This window comes from Myxococcus sp. AM010, assembly GCF_013372585.1.
Lineage (GTDB): Bacteria > Myxococcota > Myxococcia > Myxococcales > Myxococcaceae > Myxococcus > Myxococcus vastator.
Genome location: NZ_JABXEO010000034.1, coordinates 22,674 through 46,143 on the forward strand (window position 1 = coordinate 22,674; position 23,470 = coordinate 46,143).

Here is a 23,470-nt window from a genome sequence, read left to right on the forward strand (position 1 = left end):
CCACTCGCCTCCGTCCAGTGCCCTCCGACAGGAACCACATCAGGGGGACGGAGTGTAGCGGAGATGAAGAACGCGGAAGGAGCGGCCCCTCCTTCCGCGTTCCCGAAACTCCGATACTGCGGGGCAGCCCGGTCTCCCGAAGCGCCACGGCAAAACACCATGCGCGTCCCGTGCCAGATGCGACATTCATGTGATTCCAGGGGGATGGGTGAACGCAACCACCCCGGAGGGGCCCGATTTGCGTTTCAGCAGGACGCGCCGGCGTCCCATCAGAACGCAGGCGGCCCAAAGTTCACCGTGAGTCCCGCTTCCGCCCGCCTAAAACGCCCTCATCGTGAAACCTTGCGTGGTTTTAGGGGCGTCTCGGCCGTCTTGGGCGCTTTCCGCGCGGACGCAGACCCGGGGTCCGGCTGGAGGACGAAGACGCGGTCCAACCGGAGGCTCCCCCGCTCCACAGGTGCGTCCATGTCGTAGTCGAAGGTGTACCCGGCCAGCACCCGCATGCCCGCGTCGCGGAACAGCTTCGCCGCCTGGGCATTGCTGTACGTGCGGAAGTGCCACTGGGTTTCGATGAGCCAGTCCTTGTCCGGCCCGGTGACACGCAGGCGGTTGCGCATGGGCGAGCGCCGCGCGCGCTGCTCCGGCAGGCCCTCGTTCGTGTTGCAGACGACGCGGTCCTCGCCCACCTGCCCCACCCAGCGCTCGTGTTCAGGCCGGGCGCGCGCGTAGTCCGTGAGGTGGAAGCCGAGCACGTAGATGCCGCCCGGCTTCAAGAGCCGCCGCGTCCCCAGCAGGTGCTGGCGCGCCGCGGCCTCGCTGTCCAGGTAGCGGAAGGTCGACACCAGGCAGTGCGCCAGGTCCACCTGCCCCTCCAGCGACGGGTCGGCGAAGGACTCCATGCGTGACGGCCCCAGCTTCACGCGCCGCCGCTGCGCCGGCGTCAGGCGCTTGCGCGCATGGGCCAGCATCGCCTCGGAGATGTCATAGCCCACCACCCGCAGGCCCCGGCTCGACGCCTCCTCTACGAGCCGTCCCGCGCCGCAGGCGGGCTCGAGCCACAGCTTGCCGCCCGTGCCGAAGCGCTCGCTGAGCGTCTGGAGGAAGTCCACCTCGCGCACGGTGTCCGTGCCGAAGATGGCTTCGTAGTACTGCGGGTGTTCGTACCAGTCCGTGCGTTTTTCCATGAAGGGCGCTCAGTGCTCGGGGTGCCCTGGGTGTCCCATGAGGCGCGCGAGCAGGAACATCAGCAGCAGGCCCACGAAGAGCGCCAGCACGTTGCGCCCCGGCTGGTCCTTGCCGTGCCGATGCACGTGCGGCAGCAGGTCCGACACGGCGATGTAGAGGAACGTGCCGGCGGAGAAGGCCAGGGCCTTGGCCGCGAGGCTTTCGAACTGCAGCATCGCGTCGAAGAGGAAGTAGAGCAGCGCGCCGGCCGGCACCATCATCCCGTACAGCGTGGACAGCGACAGGATGGAGACCCGCGAGCGCCCCTCCGTCTTGAGGATGGAGGCCAGCGACAGCGCGGAGGGCACCTTGTGCGCGACGATGGCCAGCATCGCCATGCCGCCCACGCCCTCCTCCACCGCCGAGCCCAGGGCAATGCCGTCAAACAGCGTGTGCGTGGACAGCCCGAGGAAGGCGGTGAGCCCCAGCACGTGGCCCGGATGCACCACCTGCCCGGTGCCCGCCACGGTGTCTCCATGGGAGATGTCCTCGCCCGCATGCGCCACGAGGTAGCGCTCCAGCACCAGCAGGAAGGCGAAGCCCGCGGGCACCAGCGCGAAGGCCCACCACCCGCCCCCCGAGTACGCCTCCGGCAGCATGTGGAAGAAGGCGGCCCCCAGCATCACTCCCGCGGCGAAAGCCAGGAAGCGCACCAGATGGGTGGTCCGGTCGTTCAGGACGACGACCACCGCGCCAGCCAGCGCGCCGAGGACGATGATGAGGGAATACAGGGCCACCGTGGCCAGGACCGGCGACATGGGGCGCGCACCCTACATCAAAAAACCAAATCAGTAGCGCCGGAGCACCAACAACCCCACCCGGCCCGGCTTCACCTCCACGGGATGCTCGGTCGTCTGTCCCCAAGCCATCACACGCACGGTGTGGCTCCCGGCGGGCACGCGGAAGCGCGCCACCTGGAACTCCGCGGGCAGGGAGAGCCAGGAACGCAGGTCTGGCGCATTCATCGCGTTGAGGACGAGGAAGGTCAGCACGCCCAGCTCATCGCTCTTCGTCAGCGCGCCCACGCCCGCCGCCACGCCCGCCTTCACCGCCACGCCCGCGAGCTGCTTCGCCAGCAGGCGGCCAATCCGGTCATCCAGGTGGACCACGGCCACGTCCGACAGGGACGTCACCGTCACCGCCTGCTTCGACTCGCCCTCCAAGGCCACGCTCACCGGCGGGGCGAGTCCCCGCTTCCGGTAGACGGGGACTTCAATCAGGGCGCCGCCGCCGCCCGGGTCCCTGGCGTTGCGATGCTTCTCTGGAGACAGGCCCGCCTCCACCACGACGACGAGCTGCCCCTCGTCCGGCGCCAGCGGCGCATGCGGGACGTCCGGGTACTTCGCCAGCAGCTGCGCGTACACGTCGTCGCGGCCCGCCTTCTTCGCCAGCCGCAGCAGGGGCTCCGCCAGCGCGTCCTTGCGTGGCGCGATTTCATAGGCCTTCGCGTAGTCGATGTACGCCGAATCCCAGTCCCGATGGTCCTCCCGGATGACGCCGCCCAGGTAGCGCGCGATGGCGAGCTGCTCATAGGGCTTCTTCTCCTCGGCAATCATCTTCTCCAGGCGCTCGTTGACCTGGCGGACCTCCACCATGGCGGCTTCGTCGTCGCCCAGCCCCACGTAGTTGAGCGCCTGGAGGACGGAAATCATCAGCTTCTCGAAGTCCTCCCCGCGGTAGGCGCGCTGACGCTCGTTGGTGACGAGCGTCTTCGCCTCCTCGCTGACGGAGACACTGTCGAGCTGCTCGCTGAGCCGCTCCGCCTCCTCGAGCACGGCGTTGCTCTCCGCCCACTGCCCGGCGGCGTGCAGCACCATGCCCTTGTCCATCAGCACCAGCAGGCGGTCCTGCTCGGGGCCCTCCTTCGTCGCGGCCTCCAGGGAGGACAGCGCGCGCGAATAGTCCCCCTGTTGGTACGCGGACCGCACGCCCCGGGTGCGCGCCACATAGTCACCCGCGCAGCCCGACGACAGGAGGAGCACGCTCGCGAGCGCGAGCGCACCCCACCCGCTCAGGCGGATTGGGCTGCGGGAGTGGATGGCCATGGAAGGGTGCCGCCCGTTACCAGCTCACGCCGCGCTTCTCGAACTTCTTGCGGATCTGCTTCTCGTCCGTCCATTCAATGAGGCCGGTCCGCACGTTGCTGAGCTTCGCGGTCATCTTGTAATAGACGAGCTTGTCCCGGCCGACCTCCTGGATGATGGAGGCGAGGTCGCCCGTCATCAGGAAGTCCACCGACGTCTGCTGACCCGGGCCCTTGGCGGCGTTCGGGTCGACGTAGCCGGACTGCTGGTACTCGTACTCCTCCGCGATGTCCTGGCGCGCCTGCTGGTCCACCAGGGCGAAGCGGCCCGTCTGCGCCAGCGCCGTCTGGATCTTGTCGCCCAGCGAGCGCATGTCGATGTGCTCGGAGGTGCTGTTCTTCAGCTTGCCCACCAGGACGATGGGCAGCGAGCCGTCCGGCCGGGGCTGGGAGAAGCGCGCCGAGGTGGCGAGCGACTCCGCCATCTTCTTCGCGATGAGCTGCAGGTCGTTCTCGTTGAAGCGGTCCGACAGCATCTCGATGGTGTTCGGGTCCTCGTACGTGCCACGCGTGAAGGCGCGCGGGCCCGTGCAGGCGGACAGCGAAGCGGCGAGACAGGCGGACAGAAGCAGGCGGCGGGTGTTCATGGTGCGGGTCACTCCTAGTTCCATTCGCATTCGAAGCGGCTGCCTTCGAAGTTCCACTTGTAGGCGAGCACCGCGTCACGGCGGTACCCGGCCGTCAGGCGGCAGACGTTCTGCAGCGACGCACGGGGATAGTCGAAGGTGTAGCGCTGCGCCCGCGACAGCTCCTGCGCGGTGAGCTGGGACGGGTGCGTGAGCGTGGGGCTGGCGCTGGCGACCACCAGCACGTGGTGCTTGCCGTAGGTGCGCAGCGGCACCTGGCCCGCCAGCTGGACGCGCCGCACGGTGCGCGCGACGAGGATGTCGCTGCGGTCCACCGTCGTCTCGTGGCTGTTGCGGCGGCGCAGCAGCTCCGGGATGTTGGCGGTGAAGACGCGGGTGAGGTCCCCGTCGTCCACGAAGAAGTAGAGGAACGCCTCGCGCGCGGTGCGGCTCTCCCCGGTGAAGTCCAGCGTCACCAGCAGGTTCAGCCCGCGGTTGGGCGCCAGGCCGTGCCGGGACACCGCGGCCAGCACGTCCTTGTCCACGCCGGCCTTCTTGAGCCGGATGAGACCGTCCGCGCTGGCGTCGCAGGCGCAGCGGCGCTCTTCAATCATCTTCACGAGCTGGGCGGGCTCGAAGCCGGCCTGGGACAGCTTCGTCAGCTCCTCGTCGGTGAGCGGGAGCTGGTCGGAGCGCTCGTAGATGCGCGGGAGCTGGTTGGGGTCCCATTGGATGATGTTGTAGGTCTGCACGTCCCCGGCCGGGAACGGCAGGTTCACCTGCGGGCTTCCTCGGCCGGCGACGGAGACAGGCGCCTGGCTGGAGGTCAGCGCCAGCGTGGCGGCAAGCAGCTGGGCAATCATCTTGAAGCCTCCTTCCTAGAACTTGTAACCCACGGACATGCCCAGGCGGTGCGTGACGCCGCCGCCGCCAATGGGGATGTCCGGGGTGTAGTTGAGGGCCATGAGGATGTTCTCCCGGTCACCCAGGAGGATTTCGGCCCCCAGCTGCGGCGAGATGCCGAAGCGCAGGCCCTCTCCCTCCGGGATGACGATGGCGCCGGCCTTCAGGCCCGCGGTGAACACCAGCGGCCAGCCCCAGGTCCGGAAGCGCGGGCCCACCATGCCGACGAAGCGGCCCCCGTCGAACACGTAGGCACCACTCACGTCCAGCTGGTACCAGTCCGCGCCCCACAGCGACAGCGTGGCGCCCACGAACAGCGGCGGGCCTTCCGGCGCGCCCCGAGGCGGCTTGCGGGAGTTGATGGCCGCGCCCCAGTCGAGCTGGAGCGACACGCTCCGGCCGCCGGGGCCGCTGTAGCCGCCCTTGCCGTACTCGGACTCCTCTGGACCGTCCGTGCGGCCTCCGGATTGGGCACTGGCGGTCAGCGGCACGGTGGCGGCCAGCATCGCAAGGGCCCCACACAACCTGACATGACGCATCATCTCGAAGACTCCCCCGGGCGGTAGGTGCGAATTTCCAGCGCTGTGACGGCGCGGCGCGCCGACTATTCAAGACCCCATGCCCCCAGGCAAGGCCTCACTGCGCCTGGGAGGCAGCCCGCCTTTACGCCCGAGGCGGCTTGGGCGGCGCATCCGGGGACGCGGCCAGCTGTGTCGACTCCAGCTCAGGCGGCGGGAAGGGGCGCGCCTCCGTGCGGGTGACGGGCAGCCACAGCGGGTGGGCGCGCAGGAAGGCCACCAGCTTCTCGCGCACCAGGGCCCGCAGGTCGAAGAGCGTGCTGAAGTCCGACACGCTGACCAGCGCGCGCACCGTGAGGGTCCGGTCCAGCACGTCCATGACGACCACCGACGCCACGCGGCCGTCCCACATGGATTTGCCCTCGTTCTCCAGGATGCGGCGCAGCTCCGCGCGCAGCGCGTCGATGTCCGTCTGGTAGTCCACCTGGAGGATGACGGGCCCCAGCATCTCCGGGTTCCCCTTGCTCCAGTTCTGGAAGGGCTTGTCCAGGAACTGGACGATGGGGATGACCAGCCGGCGCTGGTCCCACGTCCGCAGCACCACATAGGTGAGCGTGATTTTCTCCACCGTGCCGTATTCGCCCTCGGTGATGAGCGTGTCGCCGATGCTGATGGGCTGGGTGATGGAGAGCTGGATGCCGGCCAGCAGCGTGCCAATGGACTTCTGCGCCGCGAGGCCGAGCACCAGACCGGCGATACCGGCGGAGGCCAGCAGCGACACACCGACGTTGCGCACCACCTCGAACTGGATGAGCAGCAGCGCCGCGGCGATGACATAGGTGGCCACCTCGAAGATGGCGCGGAGCACCACCAACTGCGTGCTCACGCTGCGCGCCCGGGTCGCGTCCTTCATCTCCGACGACACGCGGCTCTGCACGAAGGCGACGGAGACGTGGAGGATGCGCAGGACGGCCCAGGCCAGCGCTACGACGCTCAGCGAGTAGGCGACCCGCATGAAGAAGCCCTGCGCCGGCCGCGGCAGCCGCAACAGCAGCGTGCCCACCACCAGCAGCGCGGAGAAGGTGAGCAGCTTCACCGGCCCCTTCCCGGAGGAGACCACGTCGTCCTCCCAGGTGAACCGGGTCCACCGCGCCACCCGGCGAGCCAAGGCCAGGACCAGGCGCTCCAGCAGCACCGACAGGCCCAGGCTGCCCAGCACCGTCACCAGCAGCCCCAGCCACTGCCAAGGCTCCAGCCCCAGCACCGTGTCCTTGAAGAAGAAGGCCGGAAGGAAGCCGACCAGCCGGGGGCCGTGCTCCGCGAAGAGCGGGTCCGCCTGCCGCACCGTGGATTCGTTGAAGACCCAGACCAGCCCCCCTTCGGAGGGGACGCGCTGGACGCGGATGGGGACGTTGCTTCCCTGCAACGGGATGGTGCCCAGCTGGTCGTAGCGCGCGTCGGCCGGGTCGCCCTCCGGCTCCTTGCTCAGCGAGCCCACGTTCACGGGCAGCTTGCGGTCCAGCACGAACTTGAGCGCGCGGGCCAGTTGGACGCCCCGCTCCGCCTGCTGGGCGCGGGGGATGTAGTCCAGGTCCAGGTAGTGCGCCGCCAGGGTGTAGTCCCCCCGGTGCGCGGCGGCCAGGAAGCCCTGCACGGCGGCCTGCGGCGTCCTCCGGTCCACCGAGGGTGGAGGCGGACCGAGGCCCACGTTGAGCGCGGCGGCAGGAAGGCTCCACAGCAGCCCCAGTCCCAGGACGAGTGCTCTCAGGGTCCAACTGTCACGGTGCATCATGGCTGACTGCCATATCCCCTTTGGGGTGTCTCACTGGAAAGAAGTCGGCCCCGGGCGCCCGGCGGCCGAGCGTGCGGCGATGGACATCCGAAATCAGGGAAACGCCGACCCCGGGAGCGCACGGGAAAGCGTTGGTGCGGCGCGTGGGGGTAGGATAGAAACGGCGTGAAGGAAGGTCGCCGTGTCCGAGAAGCGAAGAATCCTCCTGATTGACGACAGCGAGATTACGCTCGCGATGGAGAAGGCCGTGCTCGAGGCGCGCGGCTACGAGGTCATCGCCACCTCCACGCTCATGGAGTTCGAGAAGACGCTGCAGACCTGGCGCCCGGACCTCATCCTCACCGACATCCACATGCCCGAGGCCAAGGGCACGGACATCTGCCGCACGCTGAAGAACGAATACGGCACGCAGGACATCCCCATCGTCCTCTTCTCCAGCCTCCCGGACGACGAGCTGTCCAAGCTGGCCGAGCAGGTGGGTGCCGACGGCTCCCTGTCCAAGGTGAACGGACTGGAAGCCATGGGCGAGAAGATCGACGAGCTGGTGCAGAGCATCCTCTGGTGAATCCCATGCGTGCCTTCCTCGCCGCGGCCCTGCTGGCCGCGTCGCTCGCTGGCTGTGCACGCAAGGACCCGCCTCCCAAGCCCGCGGAAGCAGACGCTTCATCGGCCACCGCCGCCGCGAAGCCCGCCGCGGCCGCCGGCCAGGGCCGGGGCGCCATCCTCTTCCTCTCCGCCGACACGCGCGGCTACCTGGGCCCGTGCGGCTGCAGCGAGAACATGCGAGGCGGCATCGCCCGCGCCGCCGCGCAGGTGCGGGCGGCGCGCGAGGGTTCGCTGCCCGTCCTCTATGTGGATGGCGGCAACAGCCTCTTCGGCGAGCCGCGGCTCAAGCCCGGACAGGTGCCCCAGGAGGAGCGCAAGGCGAAGGCGCTCGCGGACGCCATGCGGCACATGGGCCTGGCGGTGCGCGCCACCGGCCCGCTGGACGACACGCGAGGCGTGGACTTCCGCAAGGGCCTGGGGCTGCCGGAGCTGGCGCCGGGCGCGGTGAAGCTGCTGCCCGCGGGCGAACGGAAGGTGAGCGTGGTGGCGGCGACCACGGCCGCGCAGCTCGCCCAGGCCAGCGCCCAGGCCCGCGCGCGGGGCGCGGACTTCGTGGTGGGCCTGCTGGACGTCACGCTGGACGTGGCCCAGCAGGCGGTGGAGCAGCCGGGATTGCAGGCCGACGTGGTGGTGGCCACCCGCACCGCCACCGAGTTCAGCGGAGAGCAGAACCGGCTGGTGCGGTCCGCGGTGCCGGTGGTGGCGCTGCAGAGCAAGGGACGCTCGCTGCTGCGCGTGGACCTGGCCTATGCGCCCCAGGCAGGCCCCTTCTCGTTGCAGAAGGGTCAGGATGACCTGGAGCGCGAGGCCGCCGCCCTGGAGCAACGCACGGCGCTGCTGGACAAGGACATCAACCTCCCCGGCACGGACCCGAAGCTCAAGGCGCTCAAGCAGGGCAAGCGCGACGAGCTGGTGGCGCGCCGGCAGGCCCTGCTGAACGCGCCGCCCGTCAGCCCCGACGGCGTCAACGCCTTCACGCTGCGCTTCGTGCCGCTGGAGTCCAGCCTCCCCTCCGACGCGGAGGCGGTGGCGCTGGTGTCCGCCTACGACGCGGACGTGGGGAAGATGAACCTCGCCTGGGCGAAGGCGCATGGACAGGACTGCCCGCCTCCGGCGCCGGGCCGCGCGGGCTTCGTGGGCAACGCGCCTTGCCGCACCTGCCACCAGGACGCCTTCCCCATCTGGGAGCAGTCCAAGCACCACCACGCCTGGGAGACGCTGGAACAGGTGGGCAAGCAGTTCCACCTCAACTGCGTGGGGTGTCACGTCACCGGCTGGGAGCAGCCCGGCGGCGTGTGTCGGCTGGACAAGGTGGCGGGCCGCGAAGACGTGGGCTGCGAGAGCTGCCACGGCCCGGGCTCGGAGCACGCGAATGCGCCTGGCACGGACAACATCATCGCCTCGCCAGGCGAGAGCGTGTGCGTCACCTGTCATAACCCGGAGAACTCGCCTCACTTCGATTTCGCGACGTACCTGCCGCGCATCGTGGGGCCGGGGCACGGGAAGCCTTAGTCATCCAGGAATCCAGGGCCTCGCCTGGTCGGTTGCGCCTGCCAGGCGTCCAGACAAGGGGCGCACACCGCGACTCCTTGTTTGACTGTCAAGGAAAAGGGCGAATACTTCCCGCTTTCGCCCGCCTCCGGGCGCCCGTTCCCGCGACTGTATGCTGCCTCTACCTCTGCTTCTGCTCGCCCTGGCCTCGGCCCCTTCCTCGGGGCCCACCCCACCGCCCGTGGGGCCCGTTCCCGCCAAGGCACAGGGGGTGGCATCCGATGGCGCGCAGGCCCCCGCGGCGCAGTCACCCGCCGAGGTGGCGCCAGGCGCTGACTCCGGCGCCGCGGAGGCCTCGACCGATGAGGCCGATGCGCCCGCGGTGGAGCCGCTGGAGCCCGGCACGCCGATGGTCGCCGAGGACGCCTCCGAGCAAGGCGAGGCCACGCGCGACGCCGTCGAATCCGAGTCCGCCGAGTTGGAGGAGCTGCGCGCCCTGGAGGGCGCCGCGCTGGACCCGGCGTCGCGTTCCACCGCCGAGGTGATGCAGTCGCTGCGGCGGCTCGGGCTCGCCAACCCGCTGCGGATGCGCATGCTGGACGCGCTTGACGAGCACACCTTCCGCGAGGACGAAGCGCTGCCGGAGATTCCGCTCATCACGGACCTGGCCACCTTCGACGTGCGGCAGATTCAGGACCGCTACGACATCCCGGTGGAGATGCAGCCGCTGGTGGCCCAGTACGTCCAGTTCTTCCAGGGCCCTGGGCGGCGCTGGTTCCGCAAGTGGATGTCGCGCGCGGCCCGGTACGTGCCGGTGATGCACCCCATCCTGGAGCAGTACGGCCTGCCAAAGGACACGGTGTACCTGGCGATGATTGAGAGCGGCTTCTCCGCGCATGCCTATTCGTGGGCGCACGCGGCGGGGCCGTGGCAGTTCATCTCCAGCACCGGCAAGCAGTACGGGCTGAAGCAGGACTTCTGGGTGGACGAGCGGAGGGACCCCATCAAGGCCACCCACGCCGCGGCGTCGTACCTGAAGGACCTCAAGCGGGAGCTGGGACATTGGTACCTGGCGTGGGCCGGCTACAACACCGGCTCCGGGCGCGTCCGGCGGATGGTGGCGCGGCACGGGACGACGGACTTCTGGCTCCTGTCCGAAGAGCGCGGGCTGGCGAAGGAGACGAAGCACTACGTGCCCAAGCTGATTGCCGCGGCGCTGGTGGCCAAGCACCCGGCGGCGTTCGGCTTCAACGAGAACGAGTTCGACCCCGAGCCCGTGCTCGACTTCGACGAGGTGCAGCTCACCGACGCGGCGGACCTGGACGTCGTCGCCCGCGCGGCCGGCGTGTCCGTCAAGGCGGTGCAGGACCTCAACCCGGAGCTGAAGCGCTGGTGCACCCCGCCGGCGACGGCCAAGAAGCCCTACACGCTCCGGCTCCCCAAGGGGGCGGGGACGCAGTTCGCGGACAACTACAAGCGCATCAGCCCCGCGGAGCGGCTCACCTTCCGCATCCACAAGGTGAAGCGCGGCGACACCCTGTCCCACATCGCGGAGAAGCACGGCACGGCGTCCGAGGCCATCCTCCAGATGAACCAGTTGAAGTCGGCCCACAGGTTGCGCGTGGGCGGGGAGCTGGTGATTCCGATTCCCGCCGGCAAGCGCTCGGGCGGCGCGCTGGCGACGAAGGTGGCGCAGGCCCGCCGCAGCGGCGTGGTGGTGCGGCCCGAGGACGAGGTCCCGGCGGGCACGCCCAAGGGCCCGGTGGCCGCGGGGCCCGTGAAGAAGGAGACCATCAACGGGCGCACGCGCGTGACGTACGGCGTGATGTCCGGCGACAGCCTCTGGGTGATTGCGAACAAGTTCAACGTGTCGGTGGACTCGCTGAAGCAGTGGAACAACCTCAAGCGGCGCAACCCGACGCTCCAGGTGGGCTCCACGCTGTTCGTCTGGCCGGAGGGCACCACGGCCACCGCCAGCGTGCAGGAGCGCGGCGGCACGGTGCTGGCGAAGCACTCGGTGAGCGTCGCCAGGCCCGCGGGCAAGGCCGGCAAGGTCCACGCGCTGGCGGAGGGCGAGACGCTCTGGTCCGTCGCCCAGCGCTACGGCGTCAGCGTGGACGACATCATGCGGTGGAACAAGATCAAGGACCACCGCACCCTCCCCACGGGGAAGGTCCTGCTCCTCAGCGCGCCGTAGCCTCCCGCGCGGCGGGACGACGCGCACGGAGTCCCCACGGGCTGGCTTCGGGCGAGTGATTTGCACAGACGCGGAGGATGACCTCATCCATCTCTCCGACGAGCACTCGCCTTCCCGTCCTTCCACCTGACGTCTCGGACGCGCCGCCTCCGGCGTCCCTTGGGAAGTCCCCACGCGTCCAGCGCGCGCTGGATGCGCGTCCACCGGCCGGGACACCCCTGCCCCCGGAGGGCGTGGACCGGCTCGCGCGCACCCCAGCGCCCCCTGCCAACGCGCGCTTCACTGGACTGCCCCAACTGGCGGACGTCGCGTCAGGGGCCCACGTCCTTGGCCCCGGCAGCCAGGGCGAGGGCCTCCGCGCCGTACAGGCTGCCCTGCTCGACCTGGGCTTCGCCCTGCACGGTGGCTCGGACGGACGCCACGGTCCGCACACCGCCCGAGCGCTGCGGAACTTCCAGGTCCATGCCTCGCGCACCTTCCCCGCCGTCCGCCCCACGGGCGCGCTGGATGCCGCCACGCTGCGCGCGCTGGATGCGCTGGCGCCAGCGCCTGGGACGCGCGGACAGGCGCGGGGGCTGCCTTCCGCCTTCTTCGACGGCCAGCAGGTCCGCGTGGTGGTGGCTCTCCAGGAGCACCGGACCTTCCTCTTCGACACCCGTGGGCAGCTCGTGGACATCTTCCCCAACGCCACGGGCGCCGCGGCCTCCCCGACCCGCGCCGGGCTCAAGGTGGTCCGCACGAAGTTGGATCAACTGGCCACCGAAGCGGCCGGCTCGCGGCTGTGGAACGACCGCCACGTCTTCGGCGTGCGCATGCTCGACCTCTCCTGGGCGGATGGCCGGCACTCCGGTGAAGAGCTGCACGGAACGAACGCCCCGGCACTCCTGGGCACCGACGTCTCGCACGGCTGCATCCGCCACTCGAACGAGGCCGTGCGCGTGCTGCACGACGCGCTCTCCGTCGGAGACCGCGTGGCCGTCGTGGAGCACGTGGACGACCCGCACCTGGGCGTACCGCGCCCCGTGGCGTGAGCCCGTGCTTCGCCCTGAAGCGAAGCCCAGGCCCCGCGTCAGTTGCCGGGCGCGAAGCGGAACAGGCTGGCCGCGAAGTACAGGCTGTCGCGCTGGAAGACGCCCTCGCCCGGCGTGCCCTTCTCCAGCCTGTCCTGAACCCGCTGGGGCAGGTTGGCGTAGAGGTCCTGCCCCAGCAGCTCCTCGATGCGGTCCACGGGCACGCGGTGCGCGTCGAGCAGCGGAAGGATGTCCTCCTTCTTCGACGGCCCGTCCTTCGCGTTGGGCACCAGGTACGCGTACATCGTGAGGCCGCCGTTCGGCAGCTCGTGGAGGACCGTCTTGAAGTTGTGCGTGGGCACGGCGAGGCGGCGCTCCCCCGCCCCCGTCGTCTCCCGCTGCTCCGGAGGCACCGGCTGCCCCTGGTCATCCAGGTACAGGTTGCCGGTGAAGATGTGCGCCTTGCCGCCCAGCGAATTCACCAGACCTGAGACGCCCTGCTCCAGCGTGCGCCACACCTGCTGGTTGTGGTTGCCGTGCTGGGGGGCGATGTTGGTCATCAGGTGGCTCTCGTCCATCGCCTCCTGCGTGGGCGAGTCCTCCGCCGGCTTCATGTGGCCCCGGTCGAAGCCCGTCCGCGTGTAGTCGGAGTCGGTGACGCCGGTGCGGCCCAGCTCGGGGTCGCGGACGAAGGTGCTCTCCAGCCGGGACACCGTCGCGGGCGTCTCCTGGATGTCCGACGCGGACAGCATGTAGCTCACGAAGGTGGGGACGTTGGCCCCCTGGTCCAGCGCCAGGCGCGAGTACTCCTTCACCAGGCTCAAGCCCTCCGAGCCCAGCGCTCCGGCCGGGCGCAGCGGGTCCAGCTCTCCGGCCGCTTCCGCCACGCGGCTCTGGAGCGCGGCCATCTGCTGGTCCGGCACCCAGCGGGTGTCCGCGTGCTTGCCCGCCTTCGACGCCTGGATGAACGCGTCCAGCTCCTCCGCGCTGAGCTGGCCGTCTTCGTTGCCACCCAGCAGGTCCGCGCGCCGGGCCACCGTGGCCTGCCAGCCGCGCTCGAAGGCGTCCACGTCCACCGCGGTGCCATTCCCCTGCGCGAGCTTCGCGTCCAGCGCGGAGCGCTTCTGCTGAAGCGCGGTGGACGTCAGGTACTGCCCGTCCTCGGGCGCGGACAGGTAGCGCTCCAGCTCCGCAGCGGACACCGCCCCGTTGCCATTGCGCGACTTGACGCCGCTCGCGGCGTCCGCCGCGTTCATCAACCCCACCTGCCAGCTGTCATCCTTCCAGCCGAACTTCTCCTGGAGCTCGCCAATGGGCACCTCGCGGGCCGTCGAGCGTCTCCAGCTTCCTCCCGGCGTGGTGACGGCATTGAGGGGCGAAGCGGCCGATGCCGGGCGCGGGGGAACGGCTCGCGTCGAGGTGGGTCGCAGCGTCATCCTGAATGTCCTCGGGGCCGACGAGGAGAAACACGAGGTGGGGCCCCGCCTCTCATCCTCGGCCGTTCGCCGCGCCAAGTTGCGTCACGGCTCCGTTTTCTCACGAAGAAAAAGTATCCAGGGGTCGTTTCGGACCTGGATATCCGCCTAACCCTTCTTTCCAGGGGCCTTTGACGGGCTCAGGGCCTCGGGGCCCGCGTGCTGGAGGGCCTGGACAATCCGGGCCTCGGCCTGGAGCCGCTCCACGTGCTCCGGGGACAGCCCGGCCTCCTCCGCTGACAGCGCCAGGGTGACGAGGAAGGCCTCACTCACGAGCCCCTGGGCGGGCGCCGCGGGCGCCGCGGGCGTGAAGACGTGGGCGCTGAGCACGGCCCCGGTGAAGGTGCGCACCTTCACCTGTCGGACATCGGTGGCGCCCGCCATCGCCGACTCCAGGCGGACCAGCGCGTCCCAGGCGGTCGTGGGGACGCGGCGGAGCATGCCGGGGAGCTTGCGGCCCGGCGCATCCACCAGCCGAGCCACCTTCCCGCCCCAGGCCGCCGACGCCACGTCGTAGACGACGTCCACGTCGAGCGCCTCGGCCAGCTCGCCCTCCAGCACGTCGGGGATGGGCGGGAGCCCCGGGAGGCGCTCGCGCGCAATCACCGGGGCCAGGTCGAGCGAGTACGCGAACCAGGAGCGCGGAGCAGTGGAGCCAGCAGCCATGCCCCCAGTCTCAGCGGGCCGCGCGCCCAGGACAAGCGCCTGGGCGTGAGGCGGCGACGGGCTACTGAGACTCCAGCAGCGCCTTCAGCTCGCGCACGCGCCGGGTGATGTAGTCCCGGTCCAGTTGGCGGAAGGCCTCGGGCAGCAGCGCGCGGCTGGTGCACTCCTGCACCGCCACCAGGTTCTGCAGCTCGATTTCCAGCGGGTAGCTGGGGGGCACGAAGTCCGCGAGCACCGCGGCCAGGTCGTCCTTCGTCACCCCCTCGCGGCCCTCCGCCAGCGCGCGGAACTTCGCGCGCACCATGACGGCTTCAATGTCCGCGCCGCTGAAGGCGCGCACGCCCTCCGGAATCAGCGTGGAGAAGGACTCGACGCCGTCCACGGACACGCCCGTCTTCTTGGACATGACCTGGAACAGCTCGTCCCGCTCCGCGTCCGTCTGCGGGTAGAAGAGCGCCAGGTGCTCCTCCGCGCGCCCCTGCCGCTTGAGGTCGATGGGCAGCAGGTCCGGCCGCGCCGTCATCAGGAACCAGACAATCTTCCCGCGGTAGAATGTGTTGCCCATGAACGAGGCGATGGAGCCGAAGACGCGGCTGCTCGTCCCGGAGTCCCCGCCGGAGTCGCGGTTGCCGAGGAACGTGTCCGCCTCGTCAATCATCACCGCCACGGGCCACAGGGCCTTGAGCAGGTTGAAGATCTTCTCGAGGTTCGCCTCGGTGACGCCCTGCCACTGGCTGCGGAAGTTGAGGAACTTCACCACGGGGATTCCAATCTCCCCGGCGAAGCAGCTCACCATGAACGTCTTGCCCGTGCCCACGGGCCCGGACAGCAGGTAGCCCATGGGCATGACCTCCAGGCGCCCCTTCTTCAGGGCCCCGGCGGCATGCCGCAGCATCTGCTTGGCCTTGGCGTGCCCCGCCACCGCGTCCAGCGTGTGCACCGGCTCGATGAACTCCAGCAGGCCGTGGCACTCCGCCTGGATGATTTCGCGCTTCTTCTCCTTGAGCAGCTCGGAGGAGATGCGCACCTCGCGCTCGAGCGCCTCGGTGAGCACGCGGTCCAGGTTGATGCGGGACAGGCCCGCCGTCATCTTCGCCAGGCCCGCCAGCGGCACGTCCGACACGGACTGGAGCCGCTTGCCCTCCAGCTTGTAGCGCACGTACTCCAGCCGCTCCTCCTCCGTGGGCAGGGGCAGCTCGATGGGCGCCACATACGGGTTGCGGCTGATGCGCGGCGACACGTCCGCCAGGTTCTCCGCCAGCAGCACCACGGACACGTCGGCCGCGAGGAACTGCGGGTCATGCGCCCACTTGTCCAGCGTGGCCACCACGAAGCGGTCCTCGCTGGAGAGGTGGCTCATCTCTCCGCCGGGGACGAGCGTCTCCGCGAAGTCGATGATGAGCGCCAGCGAGCGGCCCTCGCTCAGGCGCATGCGCATGAAGTTCTCCAGTATCTGGAGCGCGCGGCCCGGATCGCGCGGCATGACCTTGGCGTAGTCGGTGCCGTACATGGCGTCGTAGCCCGCCATGGCCCGCTGCAGGTCCTTCTGCGTTTCCGGCGTCGCGGAGCGGATGCCGGAAGAGCGGTCATAGAAGATGACGTGGTCCCGGCCGCCGAAGAGCTCCTCGGAGAGGAACGTCTTGAGCGTGCCGAAGCCCCGGCCGCCATCCTCCATCTGCAGGGGCTGCAAATCCCTCACGGCCCCGTACAGCAGGAAGGCGCTGACCGTCTTCGTGTAGTACTTCCGGGCCAACTGCTGGGCCCAACGAGGGAGATCCGCCAGCGGATCCGCCTTGCTCACCTTGCGCACCTTGCTCACGAACTCCCGCCTCCTGTCGCGCTAACGGCAGCGCGGCTGCCGCTTGAGGGAAACGCTCGCCGTGGCCGGCTCATTGCCTGGCGCCGCGTCCGGGACGTCCACCTCCGCCTCGTTGTGGCACTTCAGCTTCAGGGTGAGCTGCCGCGCGCTGGGGGGCACCTGCACGACGGCGGGCGTGGTGGCGCCCATGTCCTTGCCGTCCACGAAGATGGTGGCGCCGGCCGGCTTGGACTCCACCTTCACCGACACCCGCGTCACCAGCGGCTCCAGCTTGAGCGACACCTCCACCGGACCGCCGCCGGACACCGGCACCCGCTTGGACGCCGGCTTGTGGCCAGGCGCGCTCACCTCCACCACCCACTCCGAGCCGTTGAGGGGCACATCCTTGATGTAGGCCGCCACCTTGCCCTGCTCGCGCACCACCCGGCCATCCACCTTCACCTCGGCCGTTGCGGGCTCCGTCGTGAGCACCAACGCCGCGGTGCGCACCAGGCTCTCCAGCACCGCCTGCACGGGCGTGACGTCCTTGCCCGCGGCGACCTCCACCGTCTTCGTGAAGGTGTTGTAGCCCTCCGCGCTCACCACCACCATGACCTTGCCGGCGGGCACCTCGCGCAGGAGCGTCGCGCTGCCACCCTCCAGGGGCACCAGCTGCGTGTCCAGGCGCACCTGCAGGCGGCCGCGCACCTCCGAGGGCACGCCCTGCAGGTCCACCAGCACGTAGCCCACACCGGGCCCCGACACCGCCCAGCCAATCAGCGCCAGCACGAGCACCGCGACCGCGCCAATGCCGCCGAACAGCACCTTCCTCGGGATGGGCGCACGGCCGCCCACGGGCGGCATCGCGCCGGTGGGCCGCTCCGGGGCGTCCACGTCGTCTTCATCGTCGTACGCGGGGGCCACCGGCGCGGGCGGGGCCACGGGCGGCGGCGGGCGCGGCGCGGCCTGCGGGCCGTCGAGCACCGGCACGTCCCGCGTCATCCGAGGCAGGCCACCGCCCCGGCTCACCCGGGGCGCGGGCCCCGCGTCCGAAGGCGACAGCGTGGGCACGGACATGGAAGGCCGCACCACGGGGATGTTCGCGTGCGACAGCCGCGGCGGGCCCACGGGGGGCGACAGGGGCGAGGGCGGCGGAATGACCGCCGTCCTGCCGCTGACGGGCTCTTCGTCGCCCGGCGACGAAGGCACCTCCAGCGGGGTGATGGCGCGCCCGACGGCGGCACCCGGCTGCGTCGTGGGCTCCGGCGCGTCCGCGAACTCGTGGTCGCTGGAGACGAGCTGCGTCGCCCCACCGCCGTCATCGTCGGCCGCGGGCGCGGCGGTGGCGGCCGTCAGCTTCGGCAGCGCGGCCAGCGTGGGGGAGCGGCGCACGCCCCCGGGCGACACCGCCGCCATGGAGCCCGTCATCCGGGGCTGCGGCGCCACCGGCTGCACCACCGGCACGGGCGCCGGCGCCGGCGCGGCGGGCATGATGGGGCTGTTGAAGGACGCCGCTTCCAGCGCGGCCTGCATGCCTTCGGGCGGCTTGATGTCCGCGTAGTCCAGCAGGCGCTGCTTCTCGCGCTCCACGTCCTCAGCGAACGTGGACTTCATGTACTGCGCCAGGTCCTTGCGGCTGAAGATGGTGTCGCTGGTGATGAGGAAGCGCTGCAGGTCATCACCCAGCTCGCTGGCGTACTGGTAGCGCTCGTCCACGTCCTTGGCCAACGCCTTGAGGACGATTCGCTCCAGCACCTCCGGGATGCGCCGGTTGTACGTGGTGGGTGACGGCACCTCCGCCTTGCGCACCTTCTCCAACACGCTGAAGTCGCTGTCGCCCACGAAGAGGCGCTCACCGGTCAGCATCTCGTAGAGGCACACGCCAATGGCGAACACGTCCGAGCGCCGGTCCAACGGCAGGCCGCGAATCTGCTCCGGGCTCATGTAGCCGAACTTGCCCTTGAGGATGCCGGCCTGCGTCTTGGTCGCCTTGCCAGCCGCCTTCGCGATGCCGAAGTCGATGACTTTGACCTCACCCTCATAGGAGATGAGGATGTTCTGCGGCGAGATGTCGCGGTGGACGATGTTCATGTCCCGCCCCATCCCGTCCTTCTTCCGGTGGGCGTAGTCCAGGCCTTCGCACATCTTGGACACGCAGTAGGCCACCAGCGGCACCGGAGCGGGCTCGCCCTTCTTCCGGCACCGGTCGAAGATGGCCCGCATGTCCTTGCCGGGGATGTACTCCATCGAGATGAAGTAGCTGCCGACGATGTTGCCCAGCTCGTAGATGGACGCGACGTTGGCGTGGGTCAGCTGGACGCTGATCTTCGCCTCGTCGATGAACATCGAGATGAACTCGTCGTCCTCCGCGATGTTGGGGAGGATGCGCTTGATGGCGACGAGCCGCTCGAAGCCGCTCGCGCCGAACTGCTTCCCGCGCCACACCTCCGCCATGCCGCCAATGTTGATGCGGTCCAGAAGGAGATATTTCCCAAACGGGATGGGCTGCCGCTTCGGTTGAGTGGTCGTCACGTGGGGGAGGGTCCGTTCTCGGCGAGCCTATCGACCGGGGCTCCAAAGGGTCAACCTCGTGAAAGCCCCGCCCAAACTGACCAGGCAGGCAGGCGGCGGATCAGGGCCCGGCCCGAGGAGGACCCGCGTCCGTGTCACCGGCGGGTGACGGTGGGGCGGCAAGGCTGTCGCGGAATGCGGTTCCTGGCTCCGCCTCATCCGGCGGAATGGGGCGCACCAGCAGGAAGCGCGCCTCGCCCGCGACGGACACGACGGCCGGCGAGCCGAAGCGCTCCTCCGCGGGAAGGCCCACCATCGTCACCCAGGCGCCCTGCCGTTCTGGCGCCACGCAGTAGAGCAGCGTCCCCGGGCGCACACCGGGTGCGTCCTGCACGGGGCCCTCGCAGTCCTTTCGGACCTGGAGGGAGTACCCCGGAAGTGGCTCCCCCCGCACGAGGTACGGCGGCCGGCCCAGCTCCTCCAGCAGGGACTGGAGGAGGCGCGGGTCATCCGGCACCTCCAGCGCGGAGGTGCGCTCCTGCGCGGATTGGTGGAAGCGCTGGAGCGCCATGGACGCGATGTCCGTGGACGTCAGGGGCGTGCGGCTCTCCGACAGCACGAGGTCCACGAAGAGCGCGCCCACCAGGACGATGGGCAGCAGCCGGTAGCCCTTGAAGCCCTCGGCCTTGCGCTGGAGCAGGCCCACGACGAACGCGAGCGCGGCCACCGCGGCCACCGCCAGCACCACGGCGGGCCGCTCCAGGGAGGGCACCGTCATGAAGGCGGACACGTCCGCGGTGCGGGCGCGCACGGCGTCGGAGAGGTCGCCTCCGTAAATCCAGGCGATGGCCATCAAGCTCAGCGTGTTGCCAAGCAGCGTCTTGCGAGAAGGAAGTGTCATCCGGCGAGCGTGCGTGCGGGGTCGGTGGCGGCGGCGCGGCGGCTGGGGAAGTACGCGCCCGCGAGCGCGGCGACGAGCCCCAGGGCGACACCGCCGACCACCACCGGCCAGGGGAAGGAGAAGAAGCTGTCGGGCTTGAAGGGGAAGTTGGGCAGGTAGCCCGCCGCCAGGCGGTTGACGCCCAGGGAGAGCAGCAGCGCGGCGGTGGTTCCCGCGGCGCCGCCCGCGAGCCCCACCACGGCGGCCTCGGCCAGGACGATGGCGCGGATGTCCGCGCGTGAGGCACCCACCGCCTGCATGACGCCAATCTCCCTGGCGCGCGCCCGGACGGAGGCGGACAACGCGTGGGCGATGTTCACCGCCGCGAGGACGCAGATGAGCAGGGACAGCAGCGCCAGCGCGGACGTGGTGAGCGCCACCGCCGCGCCCGAGTTCTCCGCCATCCGGCGCTCCTGGTCGTCGATTTCCAGCCCCATGCCCTTCACCGCGTCCACGATGACGGGCACCTGAGACGGGTCCGTGGCGACCAGCGTGACGCCGGAGTAGTTCTCCGCGTCCACGCCGAACGCACGGTTGAGGCGGACGGCCGCCTCCAGCGGAATGGTGATGCCGGCCAGCAGCGCCCGGTCGGACGCCCCCACCACCTGTGCCTGCCCGGGCTGCGTGGGCCCCGACGCGGACGCCGCGGCCACGTAGGAGCGGTTGAACTCCACCGGGAAGCCGAAGCCCACCAGCATGTTGGCGGAGAGCTGCGGCAGCTTGCGCGCCGGGGCGAACGTCTTGTTGTACAGCTCCAACAGCCGCGTGGACACGAGCGCCGGAATCGGCTGCCCCTCCCCCGCGTCCTTGAACTCGCCCAGTTGCACGTCGCCCTGCACCAGCGCCGGCTCCACGCCCAGGGCCAGCACCTCCATGCCCATGCGCAGCCGGGTGCCGAAGAAGACGCCGTCGTAGCGCGTCACCGCGGGCACGCGCACGTTCATCTTCCGGTAGGCGGCCTCCACGCCGGGCAGCTCGCGCAGGCGCTCCACCGTGGGCGCGTCCAGCTTGCCACCGCCCAGCAGCGAGCCCAGCGACACCGCCGGGGGCACCACGTCCACCAGCCGCGCGTCCGTGGGGAAGATCTTCTCCCGGATGACGGCGCCAACGCCCAGGCCCAGGCCCACGAAGAACACCAGCGCGCCCACGCCCATGGCCACGCCGAAGGCGGAGAAGAAGGCCCCCTTGCGCTCGCGGGCGAGGCTCAGCCGGACCAGCCGGGCCAGCGCGTCCAGCCTCATGGCGAACCTCCCGTGGCCACCTGAAGTCCCGCGCGCTCCTCCACGAGCTGCCCGTCCTTGAGCCGCAGCACCCGTCCAGCCACAGCGCTCATCCGCTCCTCATGGGTGACGCACAACACGGTGAGCCCTTCGCGGTGCAGTTCCTGGAACAAGGCGATGACGCCCGTGCCGGTGGCCGCGTCCAGGTTGCCCGTGGGCTCGTCACACAGCAGCAGGCGGGGCTTGCCGAACAGGGCGCGGGCAATGGCCACGCGCTGCCGCTCGCCGCCGGACAGGCGCACCGGCGCGCGGTCCTTCTTCGTGCCCAGGCCCACGCGCTCCAGCAGCGCCTCCGCGCGCGCGCGCGCATCCGGGGGCGCCGCGCCGAAGTGCGACGGCAACAGCACGTTCTCCACCGCGGAGAGGTTGGGGATGAGGTGGAAGGACTGGAAGACGAAGCCCACGTGCGTGTTGCGGAAGCGCGCCAGGGCCTTGTCGCCCAGGCCGCGCAGCGTCACGCCGCCCACGCGGAGGTCGCCGCGGTAGTCGACGTCCAGCCCGCCCAGCAGGTGCAGCAGCGTGGACTTCCCGCTGCCGGACGAGCCCACCACCGCGACGAACTCCCCCTCCGCCACGTCCAGCGACATGCCGTCGAGCACGCGCACCTGGGTGCCGTCGCCATCCACGTACGTCTTCACGACGTCCCGGGCTTGAATCACGGCGCGGCCGACGGGCTGGAGGTGGCGGCGGAGGGCGCCAGGCGCAGGGACAGCTCCGCCTGGAGCGCCTTGTCCTTGCGGGACACGGCCAGCGTCACGGCGCGCAGGTCGTCCACGGCCTCCAGCCAGCGCACGGTGGTGGCCTTGATGGCGAAGCCGCCAATACCCCAGGCCTCCGACGGCAGGTTCTTCACCGCGTCCGACAGGCGCCGCAAATCCAGCACGGCGCTGAAGGCCGCGTCCTGGCCCGCGTCCTTCAGGTCCGCGGCCACCGGCCCGTCACCCGAGGGCTTCGCGAGCGAGGCCAGCGTGGACTCCAGCCGCGCCTTGGGCGAGGCCACCACCAGCCGCCCGCCAGGCGCGAGCGCGAAGTGCGCGCCTTCGCCCGCGCGGTAGGTCGTGAGGTACACGCGCTGGCCGCTCAAGTCCGACGCCTCCACCTTCGCGCCGAAGTTCTCCGCGATGCGCGGCAGCTGCTCCAGCGTGGACTGCATCTTCGGAGCGTCCTCGGCGTCCGCGAGCGCCACCAGGTGGACGAAGCGGAAGGGGTTGGTGCGGCGCAAATCCAACGCCGGCATGCCCGCGCCCAGGTTCACCGTGGGCGACAGCGACAGGCCCAGCACCGCGCCCGGCTTGAGGTTGTCGAGCAGCTCGGTCTTCACGTTGAGGCCGCTGTTCTGCACCGCGCGGGTGAGATAGCCGCCGGCCAGATAGGGCCACACGCCGTCGAGGTGCGACGCGTCCCCGCGGAACCGGGCCACCAGGAAGCTGTCGGCGGGCAGCGGGGCCAGCAGGTCGCTCGCGGCGGGCGCCACCGCGTCCAGCGCCGCCAGCGACGCCTCGGTGTCCGGCCAGGGCGCGTCCGCGCTCAGCGTCACCGCGCGGTCGTCGATGCGGCCCGTGAGCGTGACGCCCTGGACGGTGCCCGGCGGCACGAGTCCGGCGCCGCCCGGGAGCCAGACGTGGAAGTCGCGCTGGGCCGGGAGCCGTTGCAGCGACGCCGCCATCACCGGCTCCTTCGCGAGCGAGCGCTCCTCCGGCTGCGTGGCCAGCGTCCCCAGCGTGGCGGCGGTGGGCCCCGCGCCGAGCAGCGCGAAGCGCGTCCCCTTCACGAAGAAGATGCCCAGCGCGGGCGCGGCGCTGCCCGGACGGCTGAAGGTGACCAGGTCACCGCCGTCCACGGAGGCCTGCTGCTTGTCGGACGCGCCCAGGCGGCTGCGCGCGAAGTTGCCGAACGTCTCCTCGAGCTTGCCCGCGTCCTTGACGCCCACCACGGAGATGGCGCGGTTGCCGCCGAGGAACGCCGCGCCCGCGCCGAGCTCCGGCGCGATGCCGGCCGTCTCGAGCGCCTGCCGGCTGCGCAGGTCCACGCCAATCTGGCGCATCACCGCGGAGACGTAGCCCTCCGCGGTGGAGAAGTTCTGGAGCTGCGCGGCGAACGAGGCGGCCTTCAGCTTCTGGAAGCGGGCGAGCTTCTCACCCAGCGCCCCCAGGTCATTGATGACCACGGCGGCCTGCGCGTCGCGTGGCAGGTAGCGGGCCACCCCCGCCGTCGCGGCCGGGGCGGCGGGGTCCGCGTCCTTGCCACAACGGGAGCAGCCCGCGACGGCGAGCACGATGAGGAGGGACGGGAGCCAGACTCGGCGGAGCATGCGGGCACCTCAGGCTGCCTGGGGCGGAGAGTCAACCGATTCGTGGGGGCCCCAGCGCCAGTCCGGGAGCCCGGATGATGGGCAGGCGACGGCCGCGGG

General features: G+C 70.5%; 19 protein-coding genes. 4 read left to right on the forward strand and 15 right to left on the reverse strand.

The features are described 5' to 3' along the window. Positions 1–329: 329 nt before the first annotated feature. The 7 genes from HV826_RS17330 to HV826_RS17360 all read right to left on the reverse strand — a co-directional run bounded on the left by HV826_RS17330 (position 330) and on the right by HV826_RS17360 (position 7,086). Positions 330–1,184 carry a bifunctional 2-polyprenyl-6-hydroxyphenol methylase/3-demethylubiquinol 3-O-methyltransferase UbiG gene (locus HV826_RS17330; protein WP_176418138.1) on the reverse strand — a complete coding sequence of 285 codons (855 nt, stop codon included), beginning with the start codon at positions 1,182–1,184 and terminating at the stop codon, positions 330–332. 9 nt (positions 1,185–1,193) lie between these two features. Next, the gene (locus HV826_RS17335; RefSeq protein WP_176418139.1) at positions 1,194–1,982 is read right to left on the reverse strand and encodes a ZIP family metal transporter; all 789 of its coding nucleotides are present in this window, start codon (positions 1,980–1,982) and stop codon (positions 1,194–1,196) included. Between the two features lie 30 nt (positions 1,983–2,012). Then, positions 2,013–3,269, reverse strand: a complete 1,257-nt coding sequence (locus HV826_RS17340) for a COG3014 family protein (RefSeq protein WP_176418140.1) — start codon at positions 3,267–3,269, stop codon at positions 2,013–2,015. Positions 3,270–3,285: 16 nt separating this feature from the next. Then, entirely contained in the window at positions 3,286–3,894 is a 609-nt protein-coding gene (gene lpoB / locus HV826_RS17345; protein WP_163780181.1) for a penicillin-binding protein activator LpoB, read from the reverse strand. A gap of 14 nt (positions 3,895–3,908) precedes the next feature. Beyond that, positions 3,909–4,736, reverse strand: coding sequence for a hypothetical protein (locus tag HV826_RS17350; protein WP_176418141.1), 828 nt, complete (start codon positions 4,734–4,736; stop codon positions 3,909–3,911). 15 nt (positions 4,737–4,751) lie between these two features. After that, positions 4,752–5,318, reverse strand: coding sequence for a hypothetical protein (locus HV826_RS17355; protein ID WP_176418142.1), 567 nt, complete (start codon positions 5,316–5,318; stop codon positions 4,752–4,754). A 121-nt stretch (positions 5,319–5,439) separates the two neighbouring features. Then, a complete protein-coding gene (locus tag HV826_RS17360; protein WP_176418143.1) occupies positions 5,440–7,086 on the reverse strand; it encodes a mechanosensitive ion channel family protein in 1,647 nt (548 codons plus the stop codon). A 181-nt stretch (positions 7,087–7,267) separates the two neighbouring features. Between HV826_RS17360 and HV826_RS17365 the strand changes: the two genes are divergently transcribed. The 4 genes from HV826_RS17365 (at position 7,268) to HV826_RS17380 (ending at position 12,411) form a co-directional block, all read left to right on the forward strand. Then, positions 7,268–7,651 carry a PleD family two-component system response regulator gene (locus HV826_RS17365; RefSeq protein WP_002634498.1) on the forward strand — a complete coding sequence of 128 codons (384 nt, stop codon included), beginning with the start codon at positions 7,268–7,270 and terminating at the stop codon, positions 7,649–7,651. Positions 7,652–7,656: 5 nt separating this feature from the next. Beyond that, positions 7,657–9,204, forward strand: coding sequence for a cytochrome c family protein (locus HV826_RS17370; protein ID WP_176418144.1), 1,548 nt, complete (start codon positions 7,657–7,659; stop codon positions 9,202–9,204). 151 nt (positions 9,205–9,355) lie between these two features. Beyond that, positions 9,356–11,380: a LysM peptidoglycan-binding domain-containing protein gene (locus HV826_RS17375; RefSeq protein ID WP_176418145.1), complete on the forward strand. Its 2,025-nt coding sequence runs from the start codon at positions 9,356–9,358 to the stop codon at positions 11,378–11,380. Between the two features lie 77 nt (positions 11,381–11,457). Continuing rightward, entirely contained in the window at positions 11,458–12,411 is a 954-nt protein-coding gene (locus tag HV826_RS17380) for a L,D-transpeptidase family protein (protein ID WP_176418146.1), read from the forward strand. Positions 12,412–12,449: 38 nt separating this feature from the next. Here the strand turns inward: HV826_RS17380 and HV826_RS17385 are convergent, their stop codons facing one another. The 8 genes from HV826_RS17385 to HV826_RS17420 form a co-directional block, all read right to left on the reverse strand. Next, the gene (locus HV826_RS17385) at positions 12,450–13,904 is read right to left on the reverse strand and encodes a DNA/RNA non-specific endonuclease (protein ID WP_176418147.1); all 1,455 of its coding nucleotides are present in this window, start codon (positions 13,902–13,904) and stop codon (positions 12,450–12,452) included. A gap of 69 nt (positions 13,905–13,973) precedes the next feature. Continuing rightward, positions 13,974–14,531 (reverse strand): gamma-glutamylcyclotransferase, encoded by a 558-nt coding sequence (locus HV826_RS17390; RefSeq protein ID WP_176418148.1) that lies wholly within the window; start codon positions 14,529–14,531, stop codon positions 13,974–13,976. Between the two features lie 61 nt (positions 14,532–14,592). Continuing rightward, entirely contained in the window at positions 14,593–16,350 is a 1,758-nt protein-coding gene (locus HV826_RS17395) for an AAA family ATPase (protein ID WP_176418149.1), read from the reverse strand. Between the two features lie 21 nt (positions 16,351–16,371). After that, positions 16,372–18,861 carry a serine/threonine-protein kinase gene (locus HV826_RS17400; protein WP_176418150.1) on the reverse strand — a complete coding sequence of 830 codons (2,490 nt, stop codon included), beginning with the start codon at positions 18,859–18,861 and terminating at the stop codon, positions 16,372–16,374. A 100-nt stretch (positions 18,862–18,961) separates the two neighbouring features. Then, positions 18,962–19,741 carry a hypothetical protein gene (locus HV826_RS17405; protein ID WP_176418151.1) on the reverse strand — a complete coding sequence of 260 codons (780 nt, stop codon included), beginning with the start codon at positions 19,739–19,741 and terminating at the stop codon, positions 18,962–18,964. Continuing rightward, entirely contained in the window at positions 19,738–21,021 is a 1,284-nt protein-coding gene (locus tag HV826_RS17410; protein ID WP_176418152.1) for an ABC transporter permease, read from the reverse strand. Before HV826_RS17410 ends, HV826_RS17405 begins: the two co-directional genes overlap by 4 nt. Beyond that, complete coding sequence (locus tag HV826_RS17415; protein ID WP_176418153.1) at positions 21,018–21,719, reverse strand: ABC transporter ATP-binding protein; 702 nt, start codon at positions 21,717–21,719, stop codon at positions 21,018–21,020. The genes HV826_RS17410 and HV826_RS17415 overlap by 4 nt, the downstream gene beginning before the upstream one ends. Then, positions 21,716–23,371: a hypothetical protein gene (locus HV826_RS17420; protein WP_176418154.1), complete on the reverse strand. Its 1,656-nt coding sequence runs from the start codon at positions 23,369–23,371 to the stop codon at positions 21,716–21,718. Before HV826_RS17420 ends, HV826_RS17415 begins: the two co-directional genes overlap by 4 nt. Between the last annotated feature and the right edge of the window lie 99 nt (positions 23,372–23,470).

Excerpts from the sequence above, each read along its gene's own strand:
- HV826_RS17330 (WP_176418138.1), bottom strand. The coding sequence starts at position 1,184 with ATGGAAAAACGCACGGACTGGTACGAACACCCGCAGTACTACGAAGCC.
- HV826_RS17335 (WP_176418139.1), bottom strand. The coding sequence starts at position 1,982 with ATGTCGCCGGTCCTGGCCACGGTGGCCCTGTATTCCCTCATCATCGTC.
- HV826_RS17340 (WP_176418140.1), bottom strand. The coding sequence starts at position 3,269 with ATGGCCATCCACTCCCGCAGCCCAATCCGCCTGAGCGGGTGGGGTGCG.
- lpoB (WP_163780181.1), bottom strand. The coding sequence starts at position 3,894 with ATGAACACCCGCCGCCTGCTTCTGTCCGCCTGTCTCGCCGCTTCGCTG.
- HV826_RS17350 (WP_176418141.1), bottom strand. The coding sequence starts at position 4,736 with ATGATTGCCCAGCTGCTTGCCGCCACGCTGGCGCTGACCTCCAGCCAG.
- HV826_RS17355 (WP_176418142.1), bottom strand. The coding sequence starts at position 5,318 with ATGATGCGTCATGTCAGGTTGTGTGGGGCCCTTGCGATGCTGGCCGCC.
- HV826_RS17360 (WP_176418143.1), bottom strand. The coding sequence starts at position 7,086 with ATGATGCACCGTGACAGTTGGACCCTGAGAGCACTCGTCCTGGGACTG.
- HV826_RS17370 (WP_176418144.1), top strand. The coding sequence starts at position 7,657 with ATGCGTGCCTTCCTCGCCGCGGCCCTGCTGGCCGCGTCGCTCGCTGGC.
- HV826_RS17375 (WP_176418145.1), top strand. The coding sequence starts at position 9,356 with ATGCTGCCTCTACCTCTGCTTCTGCTCGCCCTGGCCTCGGCCCCTTCC.
- HV826_RS17380 (WP_176418146.1), top strand. The coding sequence starts at position 11,458 with ATGACCTCATCCATCTCTCCGACGAGCACTCGCCTTCCCGTCCTTCCA.
- HV826_RS17390 (WP_176418148.1), bottom strand. The coding sequence starts at position 14,531 with ATGGCTGCTGGCTCCACTGCTCCGCGCTCCTGGTTCGCGTACTCGCTC.
- HV826_RS17405 (WP_176418151.1), bottom strand. The coding sequence starts at position 19,741 with ATGACACTTCCTTCTCGCAAGACGCTGCTTGGCAACACGCTGAGCTTG.
- HV826_RS17410 (WP_176418152.1), bottom strand. The coding sequence starts at position 21,021 with ATGAGGCTGGACGCGCTGGCCCGGCTGGTCCGGCTGAGCCTCGCCCGC.
- HV826_RS17420 (WP_176418154.1), bottom strand. The coding sequence starts at position 23,371 with ATGCTCCGCCGAGTCTGGCTCCCGTCCCTCCTCATCGTGCTCGCCGTC.